Genomic DNA, 19,476 nt, shown 5'->3' with positions numbered 1-19,476 from the left:
AATGAAGGTAGGCATAATCAGCCTTTTTCCTGACATGTTTAATGCCATTACCAATTATGGGGTGACAGGCCAGGCGGTAAAAAAAGGCCTTTTGTCAGTAGAAACGTGGAATCCCCGCGATTTTACACATGACAAACATCGTACGGTTGATGATCGACCTTATGGTGGCGGACCTGGCATGCTAATGATGGTACAGCCTTTGCGCGATGCTATTCATGCTGCTAAACAGTCCGTTGAAGGTCAGGCTAAAGTCATTTACCTATCACCTCAGGGCCGTAAGCTTGATCAAGCTGGTGTTGAGGAGTTAGCTCAAAATGAGAACCTGATTCTTATTTGTGGGCGCTATGAAGGGGTAGATGAGCGCATTATCCAACAAGAGGTAGACGAAGAATGGTCTATCGGAGATTTTGTGCTAACTGGGGGCGAACTGCCTGCCATGACCTTAGTTGATGCAGTTGTCCGGTTTGTTCCGGGCGTGCTGGGAGACTTTGCGTCAGCAGAAGAAGATTCTTTTGCAAATGGCTTGCTAGATTGTCCGCATTATACGCGTCCTGAAATGTTGGATGGGCAGGAAGTACCAAAAGTATTACTGTCAGGAAATCACAAGGACATTAGTCGCTGGCGATTAAAGCAATCGCTGGGCCGAACTTGGCTAAGAAGACCAGAGCTCCTGGAAAACCTAGCTCTGACTGACGATCAGGAATTCTTGCTCGCGGAGTTTATCCGTGAACAAAGAGCAAGCAATTAATTAATTTAGTATCAGTTTATTCTAGGGTATACACCAATGAGTAACATCATCAAGCAGCTCGAAGACGAGCAACTAAAACAAGACCTACCTACTTTTGCACCTGGCGACACTGTTGTTGTTCAGGTTAAAGTAAAAGAAGGTGACCGTGAGCGTCTACAGGCGTTCGAAGGCGTGGTTATCGCTAAGCGTAACCGTGGTCTACATTCTGCATTCACAGTTCGTAAAATCTCGAACGGTGAAGGCGTTGAGCGTGCGTTCCAAACTCACTCTCCAATCGTTGACAGCATTACTGTTAAGCGTCGTGGTCTAGTACGTCGTGCCAAACTGTACTACCTACGTGAGCGTTCAGGTAAAGCGGCTCGTATCAAAGAGAAACTTGCTCGCAAGTAATCGAACGTGTAAGACGTTTATCGAAAAAGCCCACCTTTTGGTGGGCTTTTTTTTGCCTGCAAGATGGCGAACATTGGTATTAATAAGAGAAATGTAAGCCTAAGGTCAGCGTATTCAATTTCGCTTCTTGCGGCAGTACTATGTATTGGGTTTCTAGCCCAATCAGTAAGTTATGGCTAAGTGGTGCTTTAACACCAAAAGCGAGGTAGGGGCGAACACCTTGTAGGGTCTCCGACTGTTGGTTGCTGCCTTGCCACTCTTGGTACGTGGTGTGACTATAGGCAGCCCCGAACTTTCCGTAGGCATAAAAACGATTCATAACTGGCACTTCACCACGAAGAGCCAGCATTCCACCATGGTAATCTGCATTTACTGGTTGTGATGTCGCATTACTTTTTATCTTGTCAGTATCTGCGATATTCAGAAATGAAGCGACTTCAATCGCCATGCCTGGGGTTAATGCATAGCTATAGCCCAACTGGGTGATCCAACTGTCGTCTTGCTGCCCGCTCGTACTGAAACTGCCATAGCCTGTATGTACATAAACTTGATTTGGGTAATAAGCCGAAGCGGCAAAACTCATGGTACTACACAGCAGTGCGATGCAAGATCGAGAAGAGAACAAAGTCATGGCCTATACATTAATCATGCGCAGAGAAACGCTGAGTGTTATGTGATTTTTGAATGAATCAAAATACAGCAAAGGTTAGGCAATAGGAAGAAGTGGCATAAAAAAGCCAGCTCGAAAGCTGGCTTGGATCGTTAGGGGAACGGGGAACTATGATGTTAAACGGTTTCTAGTTTGCCATCTTCTTCATCAGCAAGGTCGCTTTCACCTTTACCTTTCGATTTTTTAATGACTAACCCAGTAATGGATAGGCTACTTACCACGCCAACAACGGTTGATAAGGTCATAGGTAGACCAAAACCAAGCTGTGCATTGCTAAGAATGAACGTGATACACACGGTTGTCATGAAGATAGCAGGAATAGTTGCGACCCAATGTAGCTTGTTATGGCGCAACAAGTAAGCTGATGCCGTCCATAGCATCATTACTGCTGTTGATTGGTTAGCAAAGCCGAAATAACGCCAGATGATACCAAAGTCAACTTGAGTCAGTACGCCACCTAGCACGAACAAAGGTAGTGCCATCAGTAGACGGTTACGCAGTGTTTTTTGCTCCATGTTGAAGTATTCAGCCAGAATCAGACGGCTAGAGCGGAATGCAGTATCACCAGAAGTGATCGGCAAAATAACGACACCCAAGAAAGCCACCACACCACCAACAACGCCCAGTAGACCTATTGATGAGTTGTATACGACGCTACCAGGACCGCCATTTTTCACGGCTTCTGCCAGAGATTCAACTGAGCCAAAGAAAGACAACGCCAGCGCACACCAAATCAGTGCGATGATACCTTCACCGATCATTGCGCCATAGAAGACGAAGCGGCCGTTCTTTTCATTTTCAACACAGCGTGCCATGAGTGGTGATTGAGTCGCATGGAAACCAGAGATCGCACCACAAGCAATCGTAATAAACAGGGCAGGCCAAAGTGGCAGGTTATTCGGGTTCATGTTCGTGAACATCTGGCTCATTTCATAATCACCAAGCAAGGTGTGCTCGCTTGAGAGTGCGATTGCCGTGATCAGGCCGACAGACATGAAGATCAGTAGGGCGCCGAATAGTGGGTAGAAACGACCAATGATTTTATCAACAGGTACGATTGTCGCGATAATGTAGTAAGCAAAAATAATCACGACCATGGTTGTCATCGACAAGCCCATGTTGGTCTGTTCGTTGACTAGATTAGTGATCATACCCGCTGGGGCAGAAACGAAAACCACGCCGACAAGTAGCAACAGTACGATAGCAAAAATGTTCATAAAGTGTTTTGCACCGTTGCCAAGGTAGCGGCCAGTTAACGTTGGAACAGAAGCCCCGCCGTTACGTACCGACAGCATTCCTGAGAAGTAGTCGTGCACAGCCCCAGCGAAAATACAGCCCAGTACAATCCAAAGCATGGCAGCCGGGCCGTATAGTGCGCCCATGATAGGGCCAAAGATTGGACCTACACCTGCAATATTGAGTAACTGAACAAGGTAGACTTTCTTGGTCGACATTGGCACGTAGTCCACACCATCCGTTTTGGTGTATGCCGGTGTTTGGCGATTTTCATTAATGCCAAAAACTTTTTCAATGAATGCACCGTAGATGAAGTATCCACCTATGAGTGCGGCAACGCAGAGTAAGAACCAAGTCATTTTGTTTTCTCGCTGTGGTTTATTGGGGGAGTGCTAATACTGCCATCATACGGACTTGGATCTTGGATGCACGGGGGAAAGCGGTGAGAGGTTGTATACGATGATGAGTGGTTGATAACAGCATTAAGTGGTTTTTACCGTGTCAGCAACAATTCAGGAATGTGAATGAACAATAATGATGTTACCGATGAGGTTTATTTCAAGTGATTGAAGTTATAAGATTTTTTGTTGGGGTGGCTAGATGTGGCAAGATATGTCTAGTTGTGTGAGCTGGAGCACGTTTGTGCTCCAGTGGTCGTGAGGAGTGCGTTAGTGGTACGTGGTAATGCGATTAACTGAGCCCGTACCTGTCTTTGAGTTCTTTGAGATAACGGCGACTCACAGGCACCTGCGAACCATGCAAAGTCGTGATTTCGGCTAGCCCATTTTCCAGTAATTTGATTTCTCTGATCGCCTGCGGGTGGATCAAGTATTGGCGGTGGCAACGGATCAGTGGGGTTTTTTCTTCGAGCACTTTTAGCGTGAGTTGTGTCGTCGCTTGGCTGTCTTGGGTGATGACATGTACCCCCGATAGATCTGAAAAAGCGGTTTCAATTTCATCTGGGCGTAGCAAGATAATCCGGTTATGACCGCAGCAAGGGATCAGCTCTAGCATTTCGCTGGTCATCGCAGAATAATCTTGGCTGAGGCACTCACGCTTGAGGCGGGTGATGGTTTTTCGTAACCGTTGGTTTTCAACCGGTTTGAGCAGATAATCAAAGGCATTATCTTCAAAGGCTTTGAGTGCGTACTCATCGTAAGCTGTTACAAACACCACTTTAGGCATGGTGTCGGGGTCAAGCATGCTCAGCATTTCAATACCCGTGATCTGCGGCATTTGGATATCCAAAAAAATCACATCGGGTTTAAGCGTATTGATTTTTTTTAACCCTTCAATCGCATTTTGGCACTCACCAATCACCTCTATTTCACCGCCCTCTGTCAGTAAATCGATCAGCTCTTCACGGGCATATAGTTCATCATCTATCACGAGGGCTTTAATCATGTAAGGTGTTCTCCGGTGAGGCTGATTGTGGTTTTGTTTGTTGGTGTAGCGACGCAGTATTTGTGAGTAGCGCTGCCGGTAAGGTGATGGTTGCTTCGGTCGATTCGTTTGGTTGGCATCGCATGCTGACACCAAATTGTTTACCGAACATATTTTTAAGGCGCTTATCGACAATCTTCATACCAAGGCCGCTCTCTTCACCGACAGGCTGGTAGCATCCTGCGTTATCAGTCACCTCTAAAGTAATGGTGCTGTTATGGATAGCTCCTCGAATTTCAATAATACCATTCTCTAACAGGGTTGAAGTACCGTGCTTAATGGCGTTTTCGACCAAAGGCTGTAGGGTAAATGTTGGTATTTTGAGTGGCAATAAAGCGTCGGGTACATCAACATGGACGGTTAAGCGATCTGAAAACCTAGCCAGTTCAATTTCTAGGTAAGCATGAACATGCTGCAGCTCTTCTTTCAGGGTCACGGTTTCAATGTTTTGTTTTAAGTTGCGACGGAAAAATTGTGACAAGTGCTGAATGAGTTCGCGCGCCTTGTCTGGATCTCTGCGTATTACCGCGTTAATTGTATTTAAGGCATTAAATAAAAAATGCGGGTTGACCTGCGCTTGTAGCAGGCGCAATTCGGCTTGGGTCAATAAGGCTTGTTGCTGGATATAACGCCCTGTCAAAATTTGGTTCGACAGCAGTTTGGCAATGCCTTCACCAAGGGTGAGGTTGACGGTGGAGAACAACTTTCGCTTAGGTTCGTACAGTTTGATGGTGCCGAGCACTTCATTATTACCACCTATGAGCGGGATGACCAAAGCGGATCCCAATCGACATTTTTCATGCAGTGAGCAGCAATACGGAATGTCGTAGCCATCGGCATAGACTAGCTCACAACTATCAATAGCACGGCGGGTATAGCCTGAAGAGATCGGTGTATCAGGCAGGTGGTGATCATCGCCAATGCCGATAAACGCGAGAATTTTGTCACGATCAGTAATGGCAACAGCACCCACCTCGGTTTCTTCGTAAACGATTTGGGCAATTTTCTTCGACGTTTCTTTATTGAAGCCTTGGCTCAAAATACCGACTGAGCGTTGGGCAATTTTGAGGGCTCGGCTGGAAAAAGCTGCCGAGTATTTTTCGTAGATGGTTTTTCTATCCTGAATAATACTCATAAATAGCGCGGCACCGAGCGAGTTGGCAATCACCATCGGCAGGGCAATAGCACTGACCAAATGTAGGGCTTGATCAAACGGTTTAGCGACAACCAAAATAATAAACATCTGCATGATTTCAGCAAAAAGCGTAATGGTGAACACAATAAAAGGCTTAAAAAGCTGTTCAACTTGACCAGACCGCACTAAATACAAGTGCAGTAATCCGCCCATTACACCTTCCATCGTAGTGGATATTGCACACGCAACATCGGTAAATCCCCCCATGGAATAGCGGTGCATTCCGCCTGTGAGTCCCACGGCAAATCCAACAATAGGCCCACCCAGTAACCCACCCATGACGGCACCAATTGCGCGGGTGTTGGCGATGGCATCTTCGATATTTAATCCGAAGTAAGTACCTAATATGCAAAATAAAGAAAACAAAATGTAGCAAGAAAAACGTTGGGATAATCGACCCGATATTGTAGTAATGGGCATAAATAAAGGCGTTTTACTTAGGAGATAAGCAATAACCAAATACACGCTGAGCTGTTGGAGAAGCGAGAAAATCAGTTCCATGAGGTGACCTATAGCAATGATTAAGAATATGGTAACCAGCTTTGCTTAATAACCCCAATGTTTATTCTTGTGTAAACCTTGCGTTACGCTTGGTAAATAATCTTTACACTTACTTGCCAAGGAAGGAAAAGGCTTGTTAATGTGACTCTTAAGATGAAGCAGGAAAGATTCTGCTAGCATAAAAAGACTTAGACAGATTTACAGGGAAGCCAACATGCAAAAAGACCAACTCAATAATATTCATATTCAAGATGAACAAGTATTGATCACGCCTGATCAACTCAAGCAAAAATTGCCTGTTAGTGAATCTGCTTTTAGCTTTATTCAACAATCGCGCCAGACCATTGCCGACATTATTCATAAACGCGATCACCGTTTATTGGTGGTGTGTGGCCCATGTTCAATCCATGATGTGGATGCAGCTAAAGCATATGCACACAAATTGAAGCAGCTGTCAGAGCAACTTGACGATCAGCTTTACATTGTTATGCGGGTGTACTTTGAAAAGCCCCGCACCACGGTGGGCTGGAAAGGCTTGATCAACGACCCGCATTTGGATGGTTCATTTGAAGTTGAGGAAGGTCTGCACATTGCACGTCAGCTACTGATTGATTTGGTTGAAATGGGGATCCCACTCGCAACGGAAGCGCTGGATCCGATCAGCCCGCAGTACATTGGCGACTTGTTTAGTTGGGCGGCAATTGGGGCACGTACAACGGAGTCACAAACTCACCGCGAGATGGCAAGTGGCTTATCTATGCCTGTTGGCTTCAAAAACGGCACCGATGGTAGCTTAGGTACGGCAATCAATGCGATGCAAGCGGCGGCTTCTGGTCACCGTTTTATGGGGATCAACCGCCAGGGACAAGTTGCTTTACTGAATACGCAAGGCAACCCTGATGGCCATGTGATTTTACGGGGCGGTAAGCAAACTAATTACGATTCAGTTTCGGTGACAGAGTGTGAAAACGAGATGACTGCGGCAGGTCTATCACCATCGCTGATGGTAGACTGTAGCCATGCTAATTCGCGTAAAGATTACCGTCGCCAACCTCTTGTGGCCGAAGATGTGATCCATCAAATTCGAGAAGGCAATAAATCTATTATTGGTTTGATGCTAGAAAGCCATATCAATGAAGGGAATCAGAGCGCTGATTTGTCACGTCAAGAGATGGCTTACGGGGTGTCTATTACTGATGCCTGCATTAACTGGGGTGACACAGAGTCCCTCCTGCGTCATGCGCATAAAGAGTTAGTCCCCTTCTTACAAGAACGTAATCAATAAGTACGGAAAGCAGAGTCATGGTTGCTGAACTGAGTAAATTAAGAGATCAAATCGATGAGGTTGATCGCCAGATGGTAGAGCTTCTCGCTCGCCGTCTGTCATTAGTAGAAGATGTTGGTCACGTAAAAAGTCAGCATGGATTACCTATTTATGCGCCCGATCGTGAAGCGGCAATGTTGGCCTCTCGTCGTGAAGAAGCAGAGAGCAAAGGGGTACCGCCTGATCTGATTGAAGACATTTTGCGCCGTACTATGCGTGAGTCTTACTCCAGTGAAAATGATTCTGGTTTTAAATGCCTCAAGCCTGATCTTCGACCGATTGTGGTGGTGGGTGGTCATGGCCAACTGGGTGGATTGTTTTGTCGGTTATTTGAATTGTCGGGCTACCAAGTACGTAAATTGGGGAGCGATGAGTGGGATCAGGCTGATGACTTGTTAGCGGATGCTGGCATGGTCGTAGTGTCAGTGCCTATCAATGTGACTGAACAAGTGATAGCCAAGTTAGGTAACTTGCCGGCTGATTGTATCTTGGCGGATTTAACTTCAGTTAAAAGTGGTCCGCTACAAGCTATGCTAGAAGTCCATAAAGGGCCTGTGATTGGCCTACACCCTATGTTTGGCCCTGATATTCCAAGCTTGGCTAAGCAAGTGATCGTGTATTGTGATGGGCGCAACCCAGATCATTACCAGTGGTTGCTTGAGCAATTCCAAATTTGGGGGGCGAGTCTAAATCGGATCAGTGCAATAGAGCATGATCAGGGTATGACCTTGATCCAGGCCCTGCGCCATTTCACTTCTTTTGTTTACGGGGTGCACCTAGCAGAAGAAGACCCTCGATTAGATCAATTGCTATCGCTTAGCTCACCGATTTATCGTTTAGAGCTTGCCATGGTCGGGCGCTTGTTTGCTCAAGATGCTCAATTGTATGCGGATATTATTATGTCTGCGCCGCAGAATTTGGCGATGATCAAACGCTTCCATCAACGGTTTGGTGAAGCGATCACTATGCTGGAAAGCCAAGATAAAGCCGCATTCACCCAAGCTTTTGATCAAGTAGAAAATTGGTTTGGTGATTACGCTCAGCATTTCTTAACCGAGAGCCAAGGGTTATTGCGCCAAGCGAACGATTCGACGCATCGATCATAGTCTTCAACTATATCCAGAAGCGAGAATAGCCTCTTATTCTCGCTTTTATCTTTACTTATTGTCCGTTATTCCTATCCTTCTGTCTTCTCGGCAAGTTATTGCGCATTGAAGAAGATATGCATACTGTTGGCTGTCGAACCTTTAGCTCTTTATGGCGTTAGGGTACAATGTGAGTAACTTTGGCGATGGTGGCTCACAATGACTAATAAAGGTTTTACTCTAATAGAATTGATTGTGACGATCGTTGTACTCGGTATTTTAGCCGTGACGGCAGCCCCAAAGTTCATGAATATTCAGGGTGACGCAAGAAAAGCCACGCTCAGTGGTGTGGAAGGTGCACTCAAGAGTTCTGTGGGTATCGTTTATGGTAAGGCGGCATTAAACGGAGCCGAAAAAGGTCAGGCTTTTGTTGAGGTCAATAATAAGAACATTGCCGTGATTGATGGAACCCCAGTCGCGAGTAAAGCCAATTTAGACCATATAGTACAAACCGACATCCATACTTTTAACGGAATCACGAATGGGCAGACCGGCCCACATGTTGTGGTGTTTGGTTTTCAAAAAACAGCCACAGCCGTGTATGAAAGCCAATGTTATTTGCAAGCAACGAATATATCCAATAATAGCGAAACGATATTTGTGACGACTATTTTTTCAGATGGCTGCTAGCTGTTATAGCCATCTGTGATGAACCAATCTACGTTATCTACATATTAACGCTTTAGCGTATCCTACCGATAGGAATTACCTCTCCACCCTATGCTAGGTGTTTGTACTGACTTCCAGTAAAGCGCAACTATGTCATCGCTTGCGCATATTGTTTGCGATCCATAATGCTTTACCATTATTGCGTGATTTTAATTCCCCCGACGTTATTTATGCTTAGACCTCGACTTATGGACGTTATACCTCAGCATTTCTCAACTATTCAGTTTTAGTTAGTTGTGAAAGCTAAATAATATGGATTCGAGAATGAAATTAAAAATGTTAGTTGGCGCGTTAATTTTGTCTAGCTCATCGGCAATGGCGTTTAGTTTTGGTAGCTTAACAGGGGATGGCTTACCAAGCTTAACGTCCAGTAAGACAGAAGGATTAGGGATAGCTCAAATATCGGTACCTTATGCCAATAGCGTTAATTATTTTGGGTATATCGATAAAAACTCAAAGCCATCAGCGAAAATTAAAGGCAAAGATGCGTATTACCTATACGTATGGGTGCCTGCTGCTTTGGATGAATTGGGTGTACGTATGATTTCACCTGTGGGGAATTTAGCTGAGCCAACGAGCGATGATTTTGTTCAAAAAGGCTTTGAGAAAAAGCTAAAGCAAGATGCGGACAAATGGTTCGATACTTGGATTCGTGTTGAACGCATGAGTGTATTTTCACCCGAGAAAATCAAGAGTGCTAAAAAGGTGTTTAGCGTATTAGAGCAAGACGATGATGGTGATGATACCTATGAAGAAGAACGTCATGCTAAGTACAACTCTCTAGTGCGTATTGAAACACAAGTGAATAAACCGGAGAAAGCACTGACAAGAGGCTTGTATCGAGTGGCATTTACGACCTATAAAAAAGGGAATGTCAGTGGTTCCTTTGTTGCGACTGTTGGTACGAATGTACCTGGTGTGAAAATGGCTACGTCATTATCAGAATTACATAAGATGGTTAACTAACTTATCACTGTTAGTGAGTTGATCTTACTACACAATCTATCACGCGATTATCAGTTGTTCAGTTGAATTGGTATTAGATATAAACAAGGGAGCATTATGCTCCCTTACTTGTCATTGAGTCGTGGTGATTAAAATTCGATATCGACTGGCTTAACATTTTCGCTTGGGTAGCAACCGAGTACTTTAATAAAGCGGGTTAAGCGCGTCAGCTCTTCAAGTGCTTCCTGCATGACGTCTGATTTTAGATTCTGCTCAACATCAAGGTAGAACATCTCTTCCCACGGATTACCGATAACGGGACGTGATTCTAGCTTGGTCATATTGATATTCAGGTTACGTAGTACCACTAAACATTCAACCAAAGAGCCCGCTTTTTGTGCTGTTGACATAATCAAAGTGGTTTTCGCTGGGATCAGCGAGGTGACTTCGACTGGCTTGCGTGCAACCACAATAAAACGGGTGAAGTTCTCTTGCTGATTGGCGATACCTGATTTTACCGCGGTTAACCCATAAATTTCGCCACTTGATGCATTGCCTATAGCTGCAACATCATCGCGTTGTAGTTCTGCCACTTTCTGCATTGCTTCAGCAGTGCTAGAACAATATTCTTGGCTGATATCACCCATTGCATGTAAGTATTCACTACACTGCTGATGAGGCTGTGGGTGCGAATAGAGCGTCTTAATATTATCTATATTGGTCTCGGTCGCAACCAGTAGGCAATGCTCGATTGGCTGAGTAATTTCCCCAACAATTGACAGGCTGGTGTGTTGCAGTAGGTCGTAAACCTCATTAATAGAGCCTGAGCTGGTATTTTCGATGGGTAAGACACCATAGTCAGCGTTGCCTGTTTCAACGGTATTGATAATGTCACGGAAGGTAGAGCTGCTCATCTCAACCAGTTTGGTTTGTTTCTTGCTGAAGTAGTTACGGCTGGCAAGGTGAGAGTATGACCCTTTAGCGCCTAAGAAAGAGACTCGGGCAACTGGCTGCAAGCTTTCTGGGTTAGTGAGCTTTTGTAAATAGGCTTGTTGATACAGCACTGAGTCTTCAATAATGGTGTGGAAAATTTGGGTAACGTATTGCGGGTCTAGCTGTAATTCTTTACCTGAGTCAACTAAGCGCAAGAGTAGTGCTTGTTCTCGGGTTAGATCTCTCACGGGCTTGGCCGTTTCAATTTTGCTTTTTGCGACTTCAAGGCTAAGTTGACGGCGTTCAGCTAATAGTTTCAGTAGCTCGTTGTCTATCCGGCTAACATTGGTACGAATATCATCCAATGAGTATTGTTTGTCTGTCATAAGGATCCTTGTCATCGCGGCAGCTTATCGATTAAAACATTATATGTGTTTGATATATGCAAAAAAGCCTCCCGTTTGGGAGGCTTTCTATTCGTCTTTATCTTCTTTTTTGCATAACGAATAGCCTCCACTAAGGGGACATAAAAAAGAAGGTAAAGAAAAACAGGTTAAGTTCAGACATAGTCGTTAGATAATTCGTTTCTTGTTTGTGATGATTTATTTACAGTCTTGTATCCCTTAGGGACTAAATCACCATATTGTTGTTGAAGAAGGTTGTCAAGGCGAATAAAGCAGCAAAAAGAACTAACCCCGCACTAGGCGGGGTTGGTTATGAATTCCTCTTTAAGCTTGCGGTTATACGTCAGCTTCTTCTTCCTCTACCTCTACTTCAGCAACCTCTGGCTTATTGCTGTGGCTTGCTCGGCGCGCAGAAGGCTTATGCGCTTGTTTATTTAGTTGGCGTTCGAGTTTTTGATAAACTTCAGTAATCGCACCGTACATGTCGTCGTGCTCTGCTGAGGCAACAATATTACCTCCCGGAATAGCAGCAGATGCTTCAACTTTAAATTGGCGATTAGGTTCTGTGCTAATTACAGCGTGCTTGTTAATTAGCGGCACTTGGTACTTTTCTAACTTACTGAATTTAAGTTCAATTCTCTCACGGATAGCAGGGGTGATATCTAGGTTTTTGCCGGTGATTTCTACTGTCATAATTATCTTCCTCTTTTGCTACCCTTCGTTGGGTTGACTTCAGATTACTAAATTCAGGGTACAATAACGTGATCTAGATCACGCTTTGTTTTTTTTAAATTTATCCAGAATAATTCTGTGATCAAATCGCTTTTGTCGTAAAAAACTTGCACGAAAAGGCTTGTTAATTCCGTTCGGGTTAGGGCAGTATGAAGGAAGATAAAACGCTGGCGGCTGGTGCTGACTAGGGGACTTTTTCGATTAGTTACAAACGCTTGTGTTATTTTTGTCCATTTAAGGCAAGAGGCTATGAGCCACATTGTTGATGAGCGACAGCTAGGCTGAACGAAAATCGATAAAAATATTGAATTAAAAAAACGGCAGCCTTCAAGGCTGCCGTTTTTGTTACTGTGCATATGCCGCTAACTTGGGTTAAGCGCAATTTGCTTTTTAGTATTAGCAATAGGCTCTTCAAGTCCTAGTGCTTCGTAGGCTGTAAGCATTAAGTCTAATGACTTACGTGCAGCTTCGGTGTCTGGGTATAAGCGTTGGATCTGCTGGCAACGGTTAACTGCTGCGACCCATGCTTCACGGCGAACGTAAAAATCCGCGGTGGCTAGCTCGTAATCAGCAAGACGATTTTTTAGGAAAATCATCCGAGCTTTGGCATCTGCGGCATATTGGCTATTCGGGAAGCGATCAAGTAAGCGTTTGAAATCACGGAAAGCCGTGCGCGCAGGTACAGGATCGCGATCGTGGCGGTCGACACTGAACAAGTCGTGCATAAAGCTACGATCTTGTGCCATGTGTGTTAGACCACGCATATACATTACCCAGTCTGTTTTTTCGTGAACAGGGTTTAAACGATTAAAACGGTCAATGGTGGCTTCACCTAACGCGAGATCGTCGTTTTTGTAGTAAGCATAAATCAGATCCAGTTGTACCTGTTCTGAGTAGGCACCGAATGGATAACGTGAGTCGAGCGTTTCCAAACGTTCGATGGCTTTTGTCCAGCTACCACTCTGTAGTGCTTCTTGCGCAGTGGCATAAAGTTCAGAAGGTGGCACATCTGGCACAACTTCTTCTGTGCTAGAACAGCCCGAAAGTAGGGCGACAGCAAGAATCGCTGTGAGAGTCAGGCGTTTCATTACGGCGTCAGATTCCTTGATCAAAAATTTTATTTCTGTGATCCATTACGGTGAGAGCCGTTAACAGATACAATGACACTATTAGGTTATTTTACTCAGCGTTTGGCATTTAGTCTCACGCTTTTTGAAAAAGTTCGCTATGGCACAGCAAATAGAGTTAACAAATACAGTAAATGAGAGCCAGCTAGGCAAACGTCTAGACCAGGTTGTTGCAGAATTATATCCAGATTATTCACGATCTCGTATCAAAGAATGGATCCTTGGCGACATGGTGTCGGTTAACGGCGAAGTCGTTAATAAGCCACGTGCAAAAATGATGGGTGGCGAAGAGCTGCACATTATTGCCGAAATTGAAGATGAAGTGCGTTGGGAAGCACAGGATATTCCATTGAATATCGTGTACGAAGATGACGATATTATCGTGATCAACAAACCGCGCGACTTCGTGGTTCACCCTGGTGCAGGTACACCAGACGGTACGGTATTGAATGCATTATTGCACCATTGCCCGTCACTGGCTGAAGTACCACGTGCGGGGATTGTGCACCGTTTGGATAAAGACACTACCGGCTTAATGGTGGTGGCGAAAACGATCCAAGCGCAAACACGTTTAGTACGTGCGTTGCAAAAACGTAAGATCACGCGTGAGTACGAAGCTATCGCTATCGGTAAAATGACCGGCGGTGGTACGATTGAAAAACCCATCGGTCGCCATGCGACGAAGCGTATTTGTATGGCTGTTCACGAGTTGGGCAAACCTGCGATTACGCATTACCGTGTCGCTGAGCACTTCCGCGTACACACGCGTTTGGTTATTCGTCTTGAAACGGGCCGTACCCACCAAATCCGTGTGCATATGTCTTACCTGACTTACCCGCTGGTGGGTGATGTGCAATACGGTGGTCGTCCTCGTCCGCCACGCCATGCATCGGATGAGTTTATTGCCGCTCTGCGTGCCTTTGATCGCCAAGCATTGCATGCGCGTATGTTACGTCTTGCTCACCCAATTACGGGTGAAGTGATGGAATGGCATGCTCCGCTACCAAGCGATATGGTGGCGATGATCGACATTCTGCGCAAAGATAAAATCGAAAATGGTGAAGACGATTACTAACGTCAGTTAGCACGTTAGTGAATCCAAAAGGATGTGATGATGACAGCGCATATTATCCCTGACTGGCCCGCACCTGCTCATGTGAAAGCGATTAGCACAACAAGAGCAGGCGGTATCAGTGCTGCGCCATACCAAAGTTTTAACTTAGGTTTGCATGTTGGCGATGATCCCAAAGCGGTTTGTCATCATCGTGATAGTTTGCAGCATCAGCTGCAGCTTTCATCCGCTCCTGCTTGGCTAAATCAAGTCCACAGTACAACCGTGCTAAGGTTAACTGAGCCTTTGCTTGCAGCTGTCGGTGCCGATGGTAGCTATACTCAGCAACCGGGCATCGCGTGTACTGTTATGACAGCGGACTGCCTTCCAGTATTACTGTGTGATAAAGGAGGAACACAAGTTGCGGCTGTTCATGCTGGGTGGCGAGGTTTAGTCGATGGCATTATCGAACAAGCGTTAGCGCTATTTGATGCGCCAAGAGACGATATACTTGTGTGGTTAGGCCCAGCGATTGGCCCGCAGCAATTTGAAGTGGGAGAAGAAGTACGCCAGCAGTTTATGGCTGTGCTTCCTGAAGCCGAGTGTGCATTTACAGCACACGGTGAAAAGTGGTTAGCTGATATTTATCAGCTTGCTCGTCAGCGCCTATGCCATAGCGGTATAACCCATATTTATGGGGGAGAGCACTGCACCGTGACTGAATCTGAGACTTTCTTCTCTTACCGTCGAGATGGTGTTACTGGTCGCCAAGCGAGCTTGATCTGGATTGACTAACCGTTTTTATCATTAGATATTTATCGTAAAAGCCCCGTAAACATCATGTTTACGGGGCTTTTTTGTATTTGGTGATCACATTAGTTAATGATTGTGATGTTCATTGGGTTAGCTTGCGAAAGCTGAACCACATTCGCACCGAATGGTACTGAGTAAAGCTCATAACCATTGTCTTTCGCACGGTAGAAGCGTTGGTTGACGGTATCGTGCAACAGCACAACACCTTTGTAGCTAACAGTACGCATCATGGCATTTTGAATAACAACCACATTTGTCGCCGTGGTTTTCGGGTTGCGACGATTTTCAATACGCGCTTCCGTACGGGATTCAACGCGTGCATCTTGGCGTACTTCTTGGCGTTTTTCTTGAATATCGCGTTGAGCCATAACGTGAGTAGATGAAGCAAGTGCGACAATGATAACAGCGCAAGTAGTTAGACCTTTCTTGAACATGGTGCTTTCCTCGATATGGAACGTCGTATTGATTAAATAGTACGGCATTCTATATTTGACTGTCAACATAGGGAATGCCATTCCATTTAAAACATCAAATAAATAAAGCTAAACAGTGAATATGACTAATCTTGCATAGTGGTGGTGACGTTTTTAGTGACTCTAAACAATAAACTGGTGTGGATTAAGTTGAAAAATTGCGAGATCAGCTCCATATCTATTACTGAGAAATAATATCGAGAGGGGAGGACTTATGCGTCTTGACCGATTTACCAGTAAGTTTCAAATGGCCATTTCTGACGGGCAATCGCTAGCATTAGGGCGAGACCATCAGTACATTGAGCCTGTTCACTTGATGTTGGCATTGATCAACCAAGATGGCAGCACGATTCGTCCATTGCTCACCATGCTAGACGTAGATATAACGCAATTACGTTCTCGCTTATCTGAGCAGCTCGATAAACTTCCTAAAGTAACAGGCATTGGTGGTGATGTTCAGCTTTCTCATAGCATGGGTATGCTGCTGAACATGTGCGACAAGCTGGCGCAGAAACGCAAAGATAAATACATATCTTCTGAATTGTTTATTTTGGCTGCAGTCGATGACAAAGGTCCGCTAGGCGTATTGCTAAAAGATCTGGGCTTAACGGCGAATAAAGTTGAAAAGGCGATAGATCAAGTGCGTGGTGGACAAAATATTGATGATCCTAACGCGGAAGAAAACCGTCAAGCGTTAGAGAAGTTCACGATTGATCTGACTGAACGAGCAGAGCAAGGCAGATTGGACCCTGTTATTGGGCGGGATGATGAAATTCGCCGCACGATTCAAGTGTTGCAGCGCCGTACTAAGAATAACCCAGTGATCATCGGTGAGCCTGGTGTCGGTAAAACAGCCATTGTTGAAGGGCTTGCCCAACGCATTATTAATGGTGAAGTACCTGAAGGGCTACGTAATAAACGTGTTTTATCGTTAGATATGGGCGCTTTGATTGCCGGTGCTAAATACCGCGGTGAGTTTGAAGAGCGTTTGAAATCGGTTCTAAATGAACTTTCTCAAGAAGAGGGCAGTGTGATCCTCTTTATTGATGAATTGCATACTATGGTCGGCGCAGGTAAAGGCGAAGGCTCAATGGATGCGGGTAACATGCTTAAACCCGCTCTTGCTCGAGGTGAATTACACTGTGTTGGTGCGACGACACTCGATGAATATCGCCAGTATATTGAAAAAGATGCTGCGCTTGAGCGTCGCTTCCAAAAAGTGCTGGTGGATGAACCAACGGTTGAAGATACCGTGGCAATCTTACGTGGCCTAAAAGAGCGTTATGAGCTGCACCATCATGTCGAAATTACTGATCCAGCGATTGTCGCAGCGGCACGTTTATCGCAACGTTATGTGTCAGATCGCCAATTGCCCGATAAAGCCATCGATCTGATTGATGAAGCGGCTTCAAGCATTCGTATGCAAATCGACTCTAAACCAGAATCTCTCGATCGTTTAGAGCGCCGTATTATCCAGTTAAAAATAGAACAGCAAGCACTGGCCAAAGAAAGTGATGATGCCAGCCAGAAACGTTTGAGCGATTTACACCTCGAGCTTGAAAGCAAAGAGCGTGATTACGCAGAATTAGAAGAAGTGTGGAAAGCAGAAAAAGCCGCACTATCAGGCACTCAACACATTAAATCAGCACTTGAGCAAGCACGAATGGATATGGAGATCGCTCGCCGTGCAGGTGATCTGAACCGTATGTCTGAACTGCAATATGGCAAGATCCCTGAGCTTGAGAAACAACTTGATTTAGCCGCTCAAGCTGAGATGCAGGAAATGAGCTTGCTACGCAATAAAGTGACTGAAGCCGAAATAGCTGAAGTACTGTCGCGTCAAACTGGTATTCCTGTTGCCAAAATGCTGGAGGGAGAGCGCGATAAGTTACTGCGGATGGAAGAAGAATTGCACAAGCGTGTGATTGGTCAAAATGAAGCGGTAGATGCGGTATCCAATGCAATTCGCCGTAGCCGAGCAGGGCTTTCTGATCCGAACCGCCCAATTGGCTCTTTCTTATTCTTAGGGCCAACGGGTGTCGGTAAAACTGAATTATGTAAATCGCTAGCAAAATTCATGTTTGATAGCGAAGATAATATGGTACGCATCGACATGTCAGAGTTTATGGAGAAACACTCTGTTGCTCGGTTAGTCGGGGCGCCTCCTGGCTATGTTGGTTATGAAGAGGGGGGCTATCTAACGGAGGCTGTTCGTCGTCGTCCTTATTCTGTCATTTTGCTTGATGAAGTAGAAAAGGCACACCCTGATGTATTTAATATCCTTTTACAGGTATTAGATGATGGCCGCCTTACCGATGGGCAGGGACGAACGGTTGATTTTCGTAACTGCGTGATCATCATGACCTCGAACTTAGGATCTGACCGTATTCAAGAAAACTTTGGTGAGCTTGATTATGCCGGCATCAAAGACATGGTGTTAGATGTTGTGAGCCATCATTTCCGCCCTGAGTTTATTAACCGTGTGGATGAGACAGTGGTGTTCCACCCGCTTGGGCAAGAGAATATTAAGCATATTGCTAGTATTCAGGTCGAGCGACTAGTTCAGCGTCTTGAAGAGAAAGACTACAAACTGGAATTGGATGAAAGTGCACTTGAGCTAATTGCTCAAGCTGGTTTTGACCCTGTATACGGTGCTCGTCCACTTAAACGCGCGATTCAACAATATATCGAGAACCCACTCGCTCAAGATATCTTGTCAGGTAAATTAGTACCGAGCAAACAGATCAAAATTGTGGCAACAGACGGGAAAATTGTTGCGCAGCAATAGCGAGTTTTAAGTCATCGAGTAATGATTTAATAGCAATAAACGGTAAAGCACCGAAGTGAGTGATCGCTTCGGTGCTTTTTTTATGGGTTATTGTCTTTACCTTAGTGCAGGAGTAAATGTTGAAGCATTAATAGTGCGTTGGATAAATGAACCGTTAGTTCCTGCTTTACTGGCTAAGGATATGGCAAACTTAGAGCAAGCCTCATAAGTCTATTTAGTCTCATTACTCGCAATCGATGTTAATCACTTTATGGAAAAGGCATATTTAGCACAATTGTCTCAAGCATTAGCGCTACCACAGGGGTTAATTAATGAAATAGAAGAGCAAGCATCACTGTAATTTAGCGGTGTAACGTCGTTATTTGACCAGTTATTTAGTATTTGGTGTAATTTTGTTCGGTTGGTGCGTGTTTCTTTAATTAATTCAAAAAGGCCCTTGCCAATGTGATCTAAGTCTCTATAATGCGTCCTCACTGACACGGAGCAAGGCGCTTAGCCAGCAACGATAAGTCAGTTTGTTCTTTAACAATTTGACCATGCAATCTGTGTGGGCACTCGTGAAATGAATAGTCAAAACTATTCATTGTTACTTTTAAGTAAGAATGAATTTGGCATCAATGAACTGAGTGACCAATACAAATAACAAGTTTACTTATTATTTGGCACAGTCAATTCGAATATCATGACTAGCTTCTAGTTATCGATATTCAATCAGTATTCATTGAGCCATCAAAAACTTTAAATTGAAGAGTTTGATCATGGCTCAGATTGAACGCTGGCGGCAGGCCTAACACATGCAAGTCGAGCGGTAACAGGAAGTAGCTTGCTACTTCGCTGACGAGCGGCGGACGGGTGAGTAATGCCTGGGAATATGCCTTGATGTGGGGGA

At 44.9% G+C, this 19,476-nt stretch carries 17 protein-coding genes, 1 rRNA gene, 1 pseudogene and 1 other annotated feature; of the genes and pseudogenes, 11 read left to right on the top strand and 8 right to left on the bottom strand.

All coding sequences use genetic code 11. The features are described 5' to 3' along the window. Nucleotide 1 precedes the first annotated feature (1 nt). The gene (gene trmD / locus L4C35_RS21815) at nt 2–748 is read left to right on the top strand and encodes a tRNA (guanosine(37)-N1)-methyltransferase TrmD (protein ID WP_428464863.1); all 747 of its coding nucleotides are present in this window, start codon (nt 2–4) and stop codon (nt 746–748) included. Between the two features lie 36 nt (nt 749–784). Further along, nucleotides 785–1,138 carry a 50S ribosomal protein L19 gene (rplS, locus tag L4C35_RS21810; RefSeq protein ID WP_062688029.1) on the top strand — a complete coding sequence of 118 codons (354 nt, stop codon included), beginning with the start codon at nt 785–787 and terminating at the stop codon, nt 1,136–1,138. Between the two features lie 79 nt (nt 1,139–1,217). On the opposite strand, the gene L4C35_RS21805 is transcribed toward rplS, so the two are convergent. The 4 genes from L4C35_RS21805 to L4C35_RS21790 all read right to left on the bottom strand — a co-directional run bounded on the left by L4C35_RS21805 (nt 1,218) and on the right by L4C35_RS21790 (nt 6,183). Then, nucleotides 1,218–1,769, bottom strand: coding sequence for an outer membrane beta-barrel protein (locus L4C35_RS21805; RefSeq protein ID WP_428464862.1), 552 nt, complete (start codon nt 1,767–1,769; stop codon nt 1,218–1,220). Between the two features lie 155 nt (nt 1,770–1,924). After that, nucleotides 1,925–3,403, bottom strand: a complete 1,479-nt coding sequence (locus L4C35_RS21800; RefSeq protein WP_428464861.1) for a carbon starvation CstA family protein — start codon at nt 3,401–3,403, stop codon at nt 1,925–1,927. A gap of 331 nt (nt 3,404–3,734) precedes the next feature. Next, nucleotides 3,735–4,448: a two-component system response regulator BtsR gene (gene btsR / locus L4C35_RS21795; RefSeq protein ID WP_428464860.1), complete on the bottom strand. Its 714-nt coding sequence runs from the start codon at nt 4,446–4,448 to the stop codon at nt 3,735–3,737. Continuing rightward, nucleotides 4,441–6,183 (bottom strand): LytS/YhcK type 5TM receptor domain-containing protein, encoded by a 1,743-nt coding sequence (locus L4C35_RS21790; RefSeq protein WP_428464859.1) that lies wholly within the window; start codon nt 6,181–6,183, stop codon nt 4,441–4,443. Before L4C35_RS21790 ends, btsR begins: the two co-directional genes overlap by 8 nt. Nucleotides 6,184–6,397: 214 nt before the next feature. Between L4C35_RS21790 and L4C35_RS21785 the strand changes: the two genes are divergently transcribed. The 4 genes from L4C35_RS21785 to L4C35_RS21770 all read left to right on the top strand — a co-directional run bounded on the left by L4C35_RS21785 (nt 6,398) and on the right by L4C35_RS21770 (nt 10,287). Next, entirely contained in the window at nt 6,398–7,468 is a 1,071-nt protein-coding gene (locus L4C35_RS21785) for a 3-deoxy-7-phosphoheptulonate synthase (RefSeq protein ID WP_428464858.1), read from the top strand. Between the two features lie 17 nt (nt 7,469–7,485). Next, entirely contained in the window at nt 7,486–8,613 is a 1,128-nt protein-coding gene (gene tyrA, locus L4C35_RS21780) for a bifunctional chorismate mutase/prephenate dehydrogenase (RefSeq protein ID WP_428464857.1), read from the top strand. A gap of 198 nt (nt 8,614–8,811) precedes the next feature. Next, on the top strand, nt 8,812–9,282 hold the full coding sequence (locus L4C35_RS21775) for a type II secretion system protein (protein WP_428464856.1): 471 nt from the start codon (nt 8,812–8,814) through the stop codon (nt 9,280–9,282). A 303-nt stretch (nt 9,283–9,585) separates the two neighbouring features. Beyond that, nucleotides 9,586–10,287, top strand: coding sequence for a LipL32 family surface lipoprotein (locus tag L4C35_RS21770; RefSeq protein WP_428464855.1), 702 nt, complete (start codon nt 9,586–9,588; stop codon nt 10,285–10,287). Nucleotides 10,288–10,415: 128 nt separating this feature from the next. On the opposite strand, the gene pheA is transcribed toward L4C35_RS21770, so the two are convergent. The 3 genes from pheA to bamD all read right to left on the bottom strand — a co-directional run bounded on the left by pheA (nt 10,416) and on the right by bamD (nt 13,423). Further along, complete coding sequence (gene pheA, locus L4C35_RS21765; RefSeq protein ID WP_428464854.1) at nt 10,416–11,585, bottom strand: prephenate dehydratase; 1,170 nt, start codon at nt 11,583–11,585, stop codon at nt 10,416–10,418. Between the two features lie 57 nt (nt 11,586–11,642). Continuing rightward, nucleotides 11,643–11,764 (bottom strand) — a sequence feature (Phe leader region). 175 nt (nt 11,765–11,939) lie between these two features. Then, a complete protein-coding gene (hpf, locus tag L4C35_RS21760; RefSeq protein ID WP_428464853.1) occupies nt 11,940–12,296 on the bottom strand; it encodes a ribosome hibernation-promoting factor, HPF/YfiA family in 357 nt (118 codons plus the stop codon). A gap of 401 nt (nt 12,297–12,697) precedes the next feature. Next, complete coding sequence (bamD, locus tag L4C35_RS21755; protein ID WP_428464852.1) at nt 12,698–13,423, bottom strand: outer membrane protein assembly factor BamD; 726 nt, start codon at nt 13,421–13,423, stop codon at nt 12,698–12,700. A 139-nt stretch (nt 13,424–13,562) separates the two neighbouring features. On the opposite strand from bamD, the gene rluD reads away from it, so the two are divergent. Beyond that, nucleotides 13,563–14,537 (top strand): 23S rRNA pseudouridine(1911/1915/1917) synthase RluD, encoded by a 975-nt coding sequence (gene rluD, locus L4C35_RS21750; RefSeq protein ID WP_428464851.1) that lies wholly within the window; start codon nt 13,563–13,565, stop codon nt 14,535–14,537. Nucleotides 14,538–14,576: 39 nt separating this feature from the next. Beyond that, nucleotides 14,577–15,308, top strand: a complete 732-nt coding sequence (pgeF, locus tag L4C35_RS21745) for a peptidoglycan editing factor PgeF (protein WP_428464850.1) — start codon at nt 14,577–14,579, stop codon at nt 15,306–15,308. 80 nt (nt 15,309–15,388) lie between these two features. Here the strand turns inward: pgeF and L4C35_RS21740 are convergent, their stop codons facing one another. Beyond that, nucleotides 15,389–15,760 (bottom strand): hypothetical protein, encoded by a 372-nt coding sequence (locus L4C35_RS21740; protein WP_428464849.1) that lies wholly within the window; start codon nt 15,758–15,760, stop codon nt 15,389–15,391. 253 nt (nt 15,761–16,013) lie between these two features. On the opposite strand from L4C35_RS21740, the gene clpB reads away from it, so the two are divergent. The 3 genes and pseudogenes from clpB to L4C35_RS21725 all read left to right on the top strand — a co-directional run. Then, nucleotides 16,014–18,587, top strand: a complete 2,574-nt coding sequence (gene clpB / locus L4C35_RS21735; protein WP_428464848.1) for an ATP-dependent chaperone ClpB — start codon at nt 16,014–16,016, stop codon at nt 18,585–18,587. 220 nt (nt 18,588–18,807) lie between these two features. Next, nucleotides 18,808–18,927, top strand: a pseudogene (locus tag L4C35_RS21730) (DUF533 domain-containing protein); the annotation flags it as partial. A gap of 400 nt (nt 18,928–19,327) precedes the next feature. Beyond that, nucleotides 19,328–19,476 (top strand): 16S ribosomal RNA (locus L4C35_RS21725); the annotation flags it as partial.

This window comes from Photobacterium kagoshimensis, assembly GCF_050337045.1.
Classification (GTDB): domain Bacteria; phylum Pseudomonadota; class Gammaproteobacteria; order Enterobacterales; family Vibrionaceae; genus Photobacterium; species Photobacterium kagoshimensis.
This window is presented reverse-complemented; position numbering and strand designations above follow the sequence as displayed.

Bases quoted from the DNA above. Each gene is read 5' to 3' on its own strand.
- rplS (WP_062688029.1), top strand. From the start codon at position 785: ATGAGTAACATCATCAAGCAGCTCGAAGACGAGCAACTAAAACAAGAC.
- rluD (WP_428464851.1), top strand. From the start codon at position 13,563: ATGGCACAGCAAATAGAGTTAACAAATACAGTAAATGAGAGCCAGCTA.
- L4C35_RS21775 (WP_428464856.1), top strand. From the start codon at position 8,812: ATGACTAATAAAGGTTTTACTCTAATAGAATTGATTGTGACGATCGTT.
- L4C35_RS21790 (WP_428464859.1), bottom strand. From the start codon at position 6,183: ATGGAACTGATTTTCTCGCTTCTCCAACAGCTCAGCGTGTATTTGGTT.
- pheA (WP_428464854.1), bottom strand. From the start codon at position 11,585: ATGACAGACAAACAATACTCATTGGATGATATTCGTACCAATGTTAGC.
- L4C35_RS21805 (WP_428464862.1), bottom strand. From the start codon at position 1,769: ATGACTTTGTTCTCTTCTCGATCTTGCATCGCACTGCTGTGTAGTACC.
- L4C35_RS21800 (WP_428464861.1), bottom strand. From the start codon at position 3,403: ATGACTTGGTTCTTACTCTGCGTTGCCGCACTCATAGGTGGATACTTC.
- L4C35_RS21770 (WP_428464855.1), top strand. From the start codon at position 9,586: ATGAAATTAAAAATGTTAGTTGGCGCGTTAATTTTGTCTAGCTCATCG.
- btsR (WP_428464860.1), bottom strand. From the start codon at position 4,448: ATGATTAAAGCCCTCGTGATAGATGATGAACTATATGCCCGTGAAGAG.
- pgeF (WP_428464850.1), top strand. From the start codon at position 14,577: ATGACAGCGCATATTATCCCTGACTGGCCCGCACCTGCTCATGTGAAA.
- bamD (WP_428464852.1), bottom strand. From the start codon at position 13,423: ATGAAACGCCTGACTCTCACAGCGATTCTTGCTGTCGCCCTACTTTCG.
- clpB (WP_428464848.1), top strand. From the start codon at position 16,014: ATGCGTCTTGACCGATTTACCAGTAAGTTTCAAATGGCCATTTCTGAC.
- tyrA (WP_428464857.1), top strand. From the start codon at position 7,486: ATGGTTGCTGAACTGAGTAAATTAAGAGATCAAATCGATGAGGTTGAT.
- hpf (WP_428464853.1), bottom strand. From the start codon at position 12,296: ATGACAGTAGAAATCACCGGCAAAAACCTAGATATCACCCCTGCTATC.
- L4C35_RS21785 (WP_428464858.1), top strand. From the start codon at position 6,398: ATGCAAAAAGACCAACTCAATAATATTCATATTCAAGATGAACAAGTA.
- L4C35_RS21740 (WP_428464849.1), bottom strand. From the start codon at position 15,760: ATGTTCAAGAAAGGTCTAACTACTTGCGCTGTTATCATTGTCGCACTT.
- trmD (WP_428464863.1), top strand. From the start codon at position 2: ATGAAGGTAGGCATAATCAGCCTTTTTCCTGACATGTTTAATGCCATT.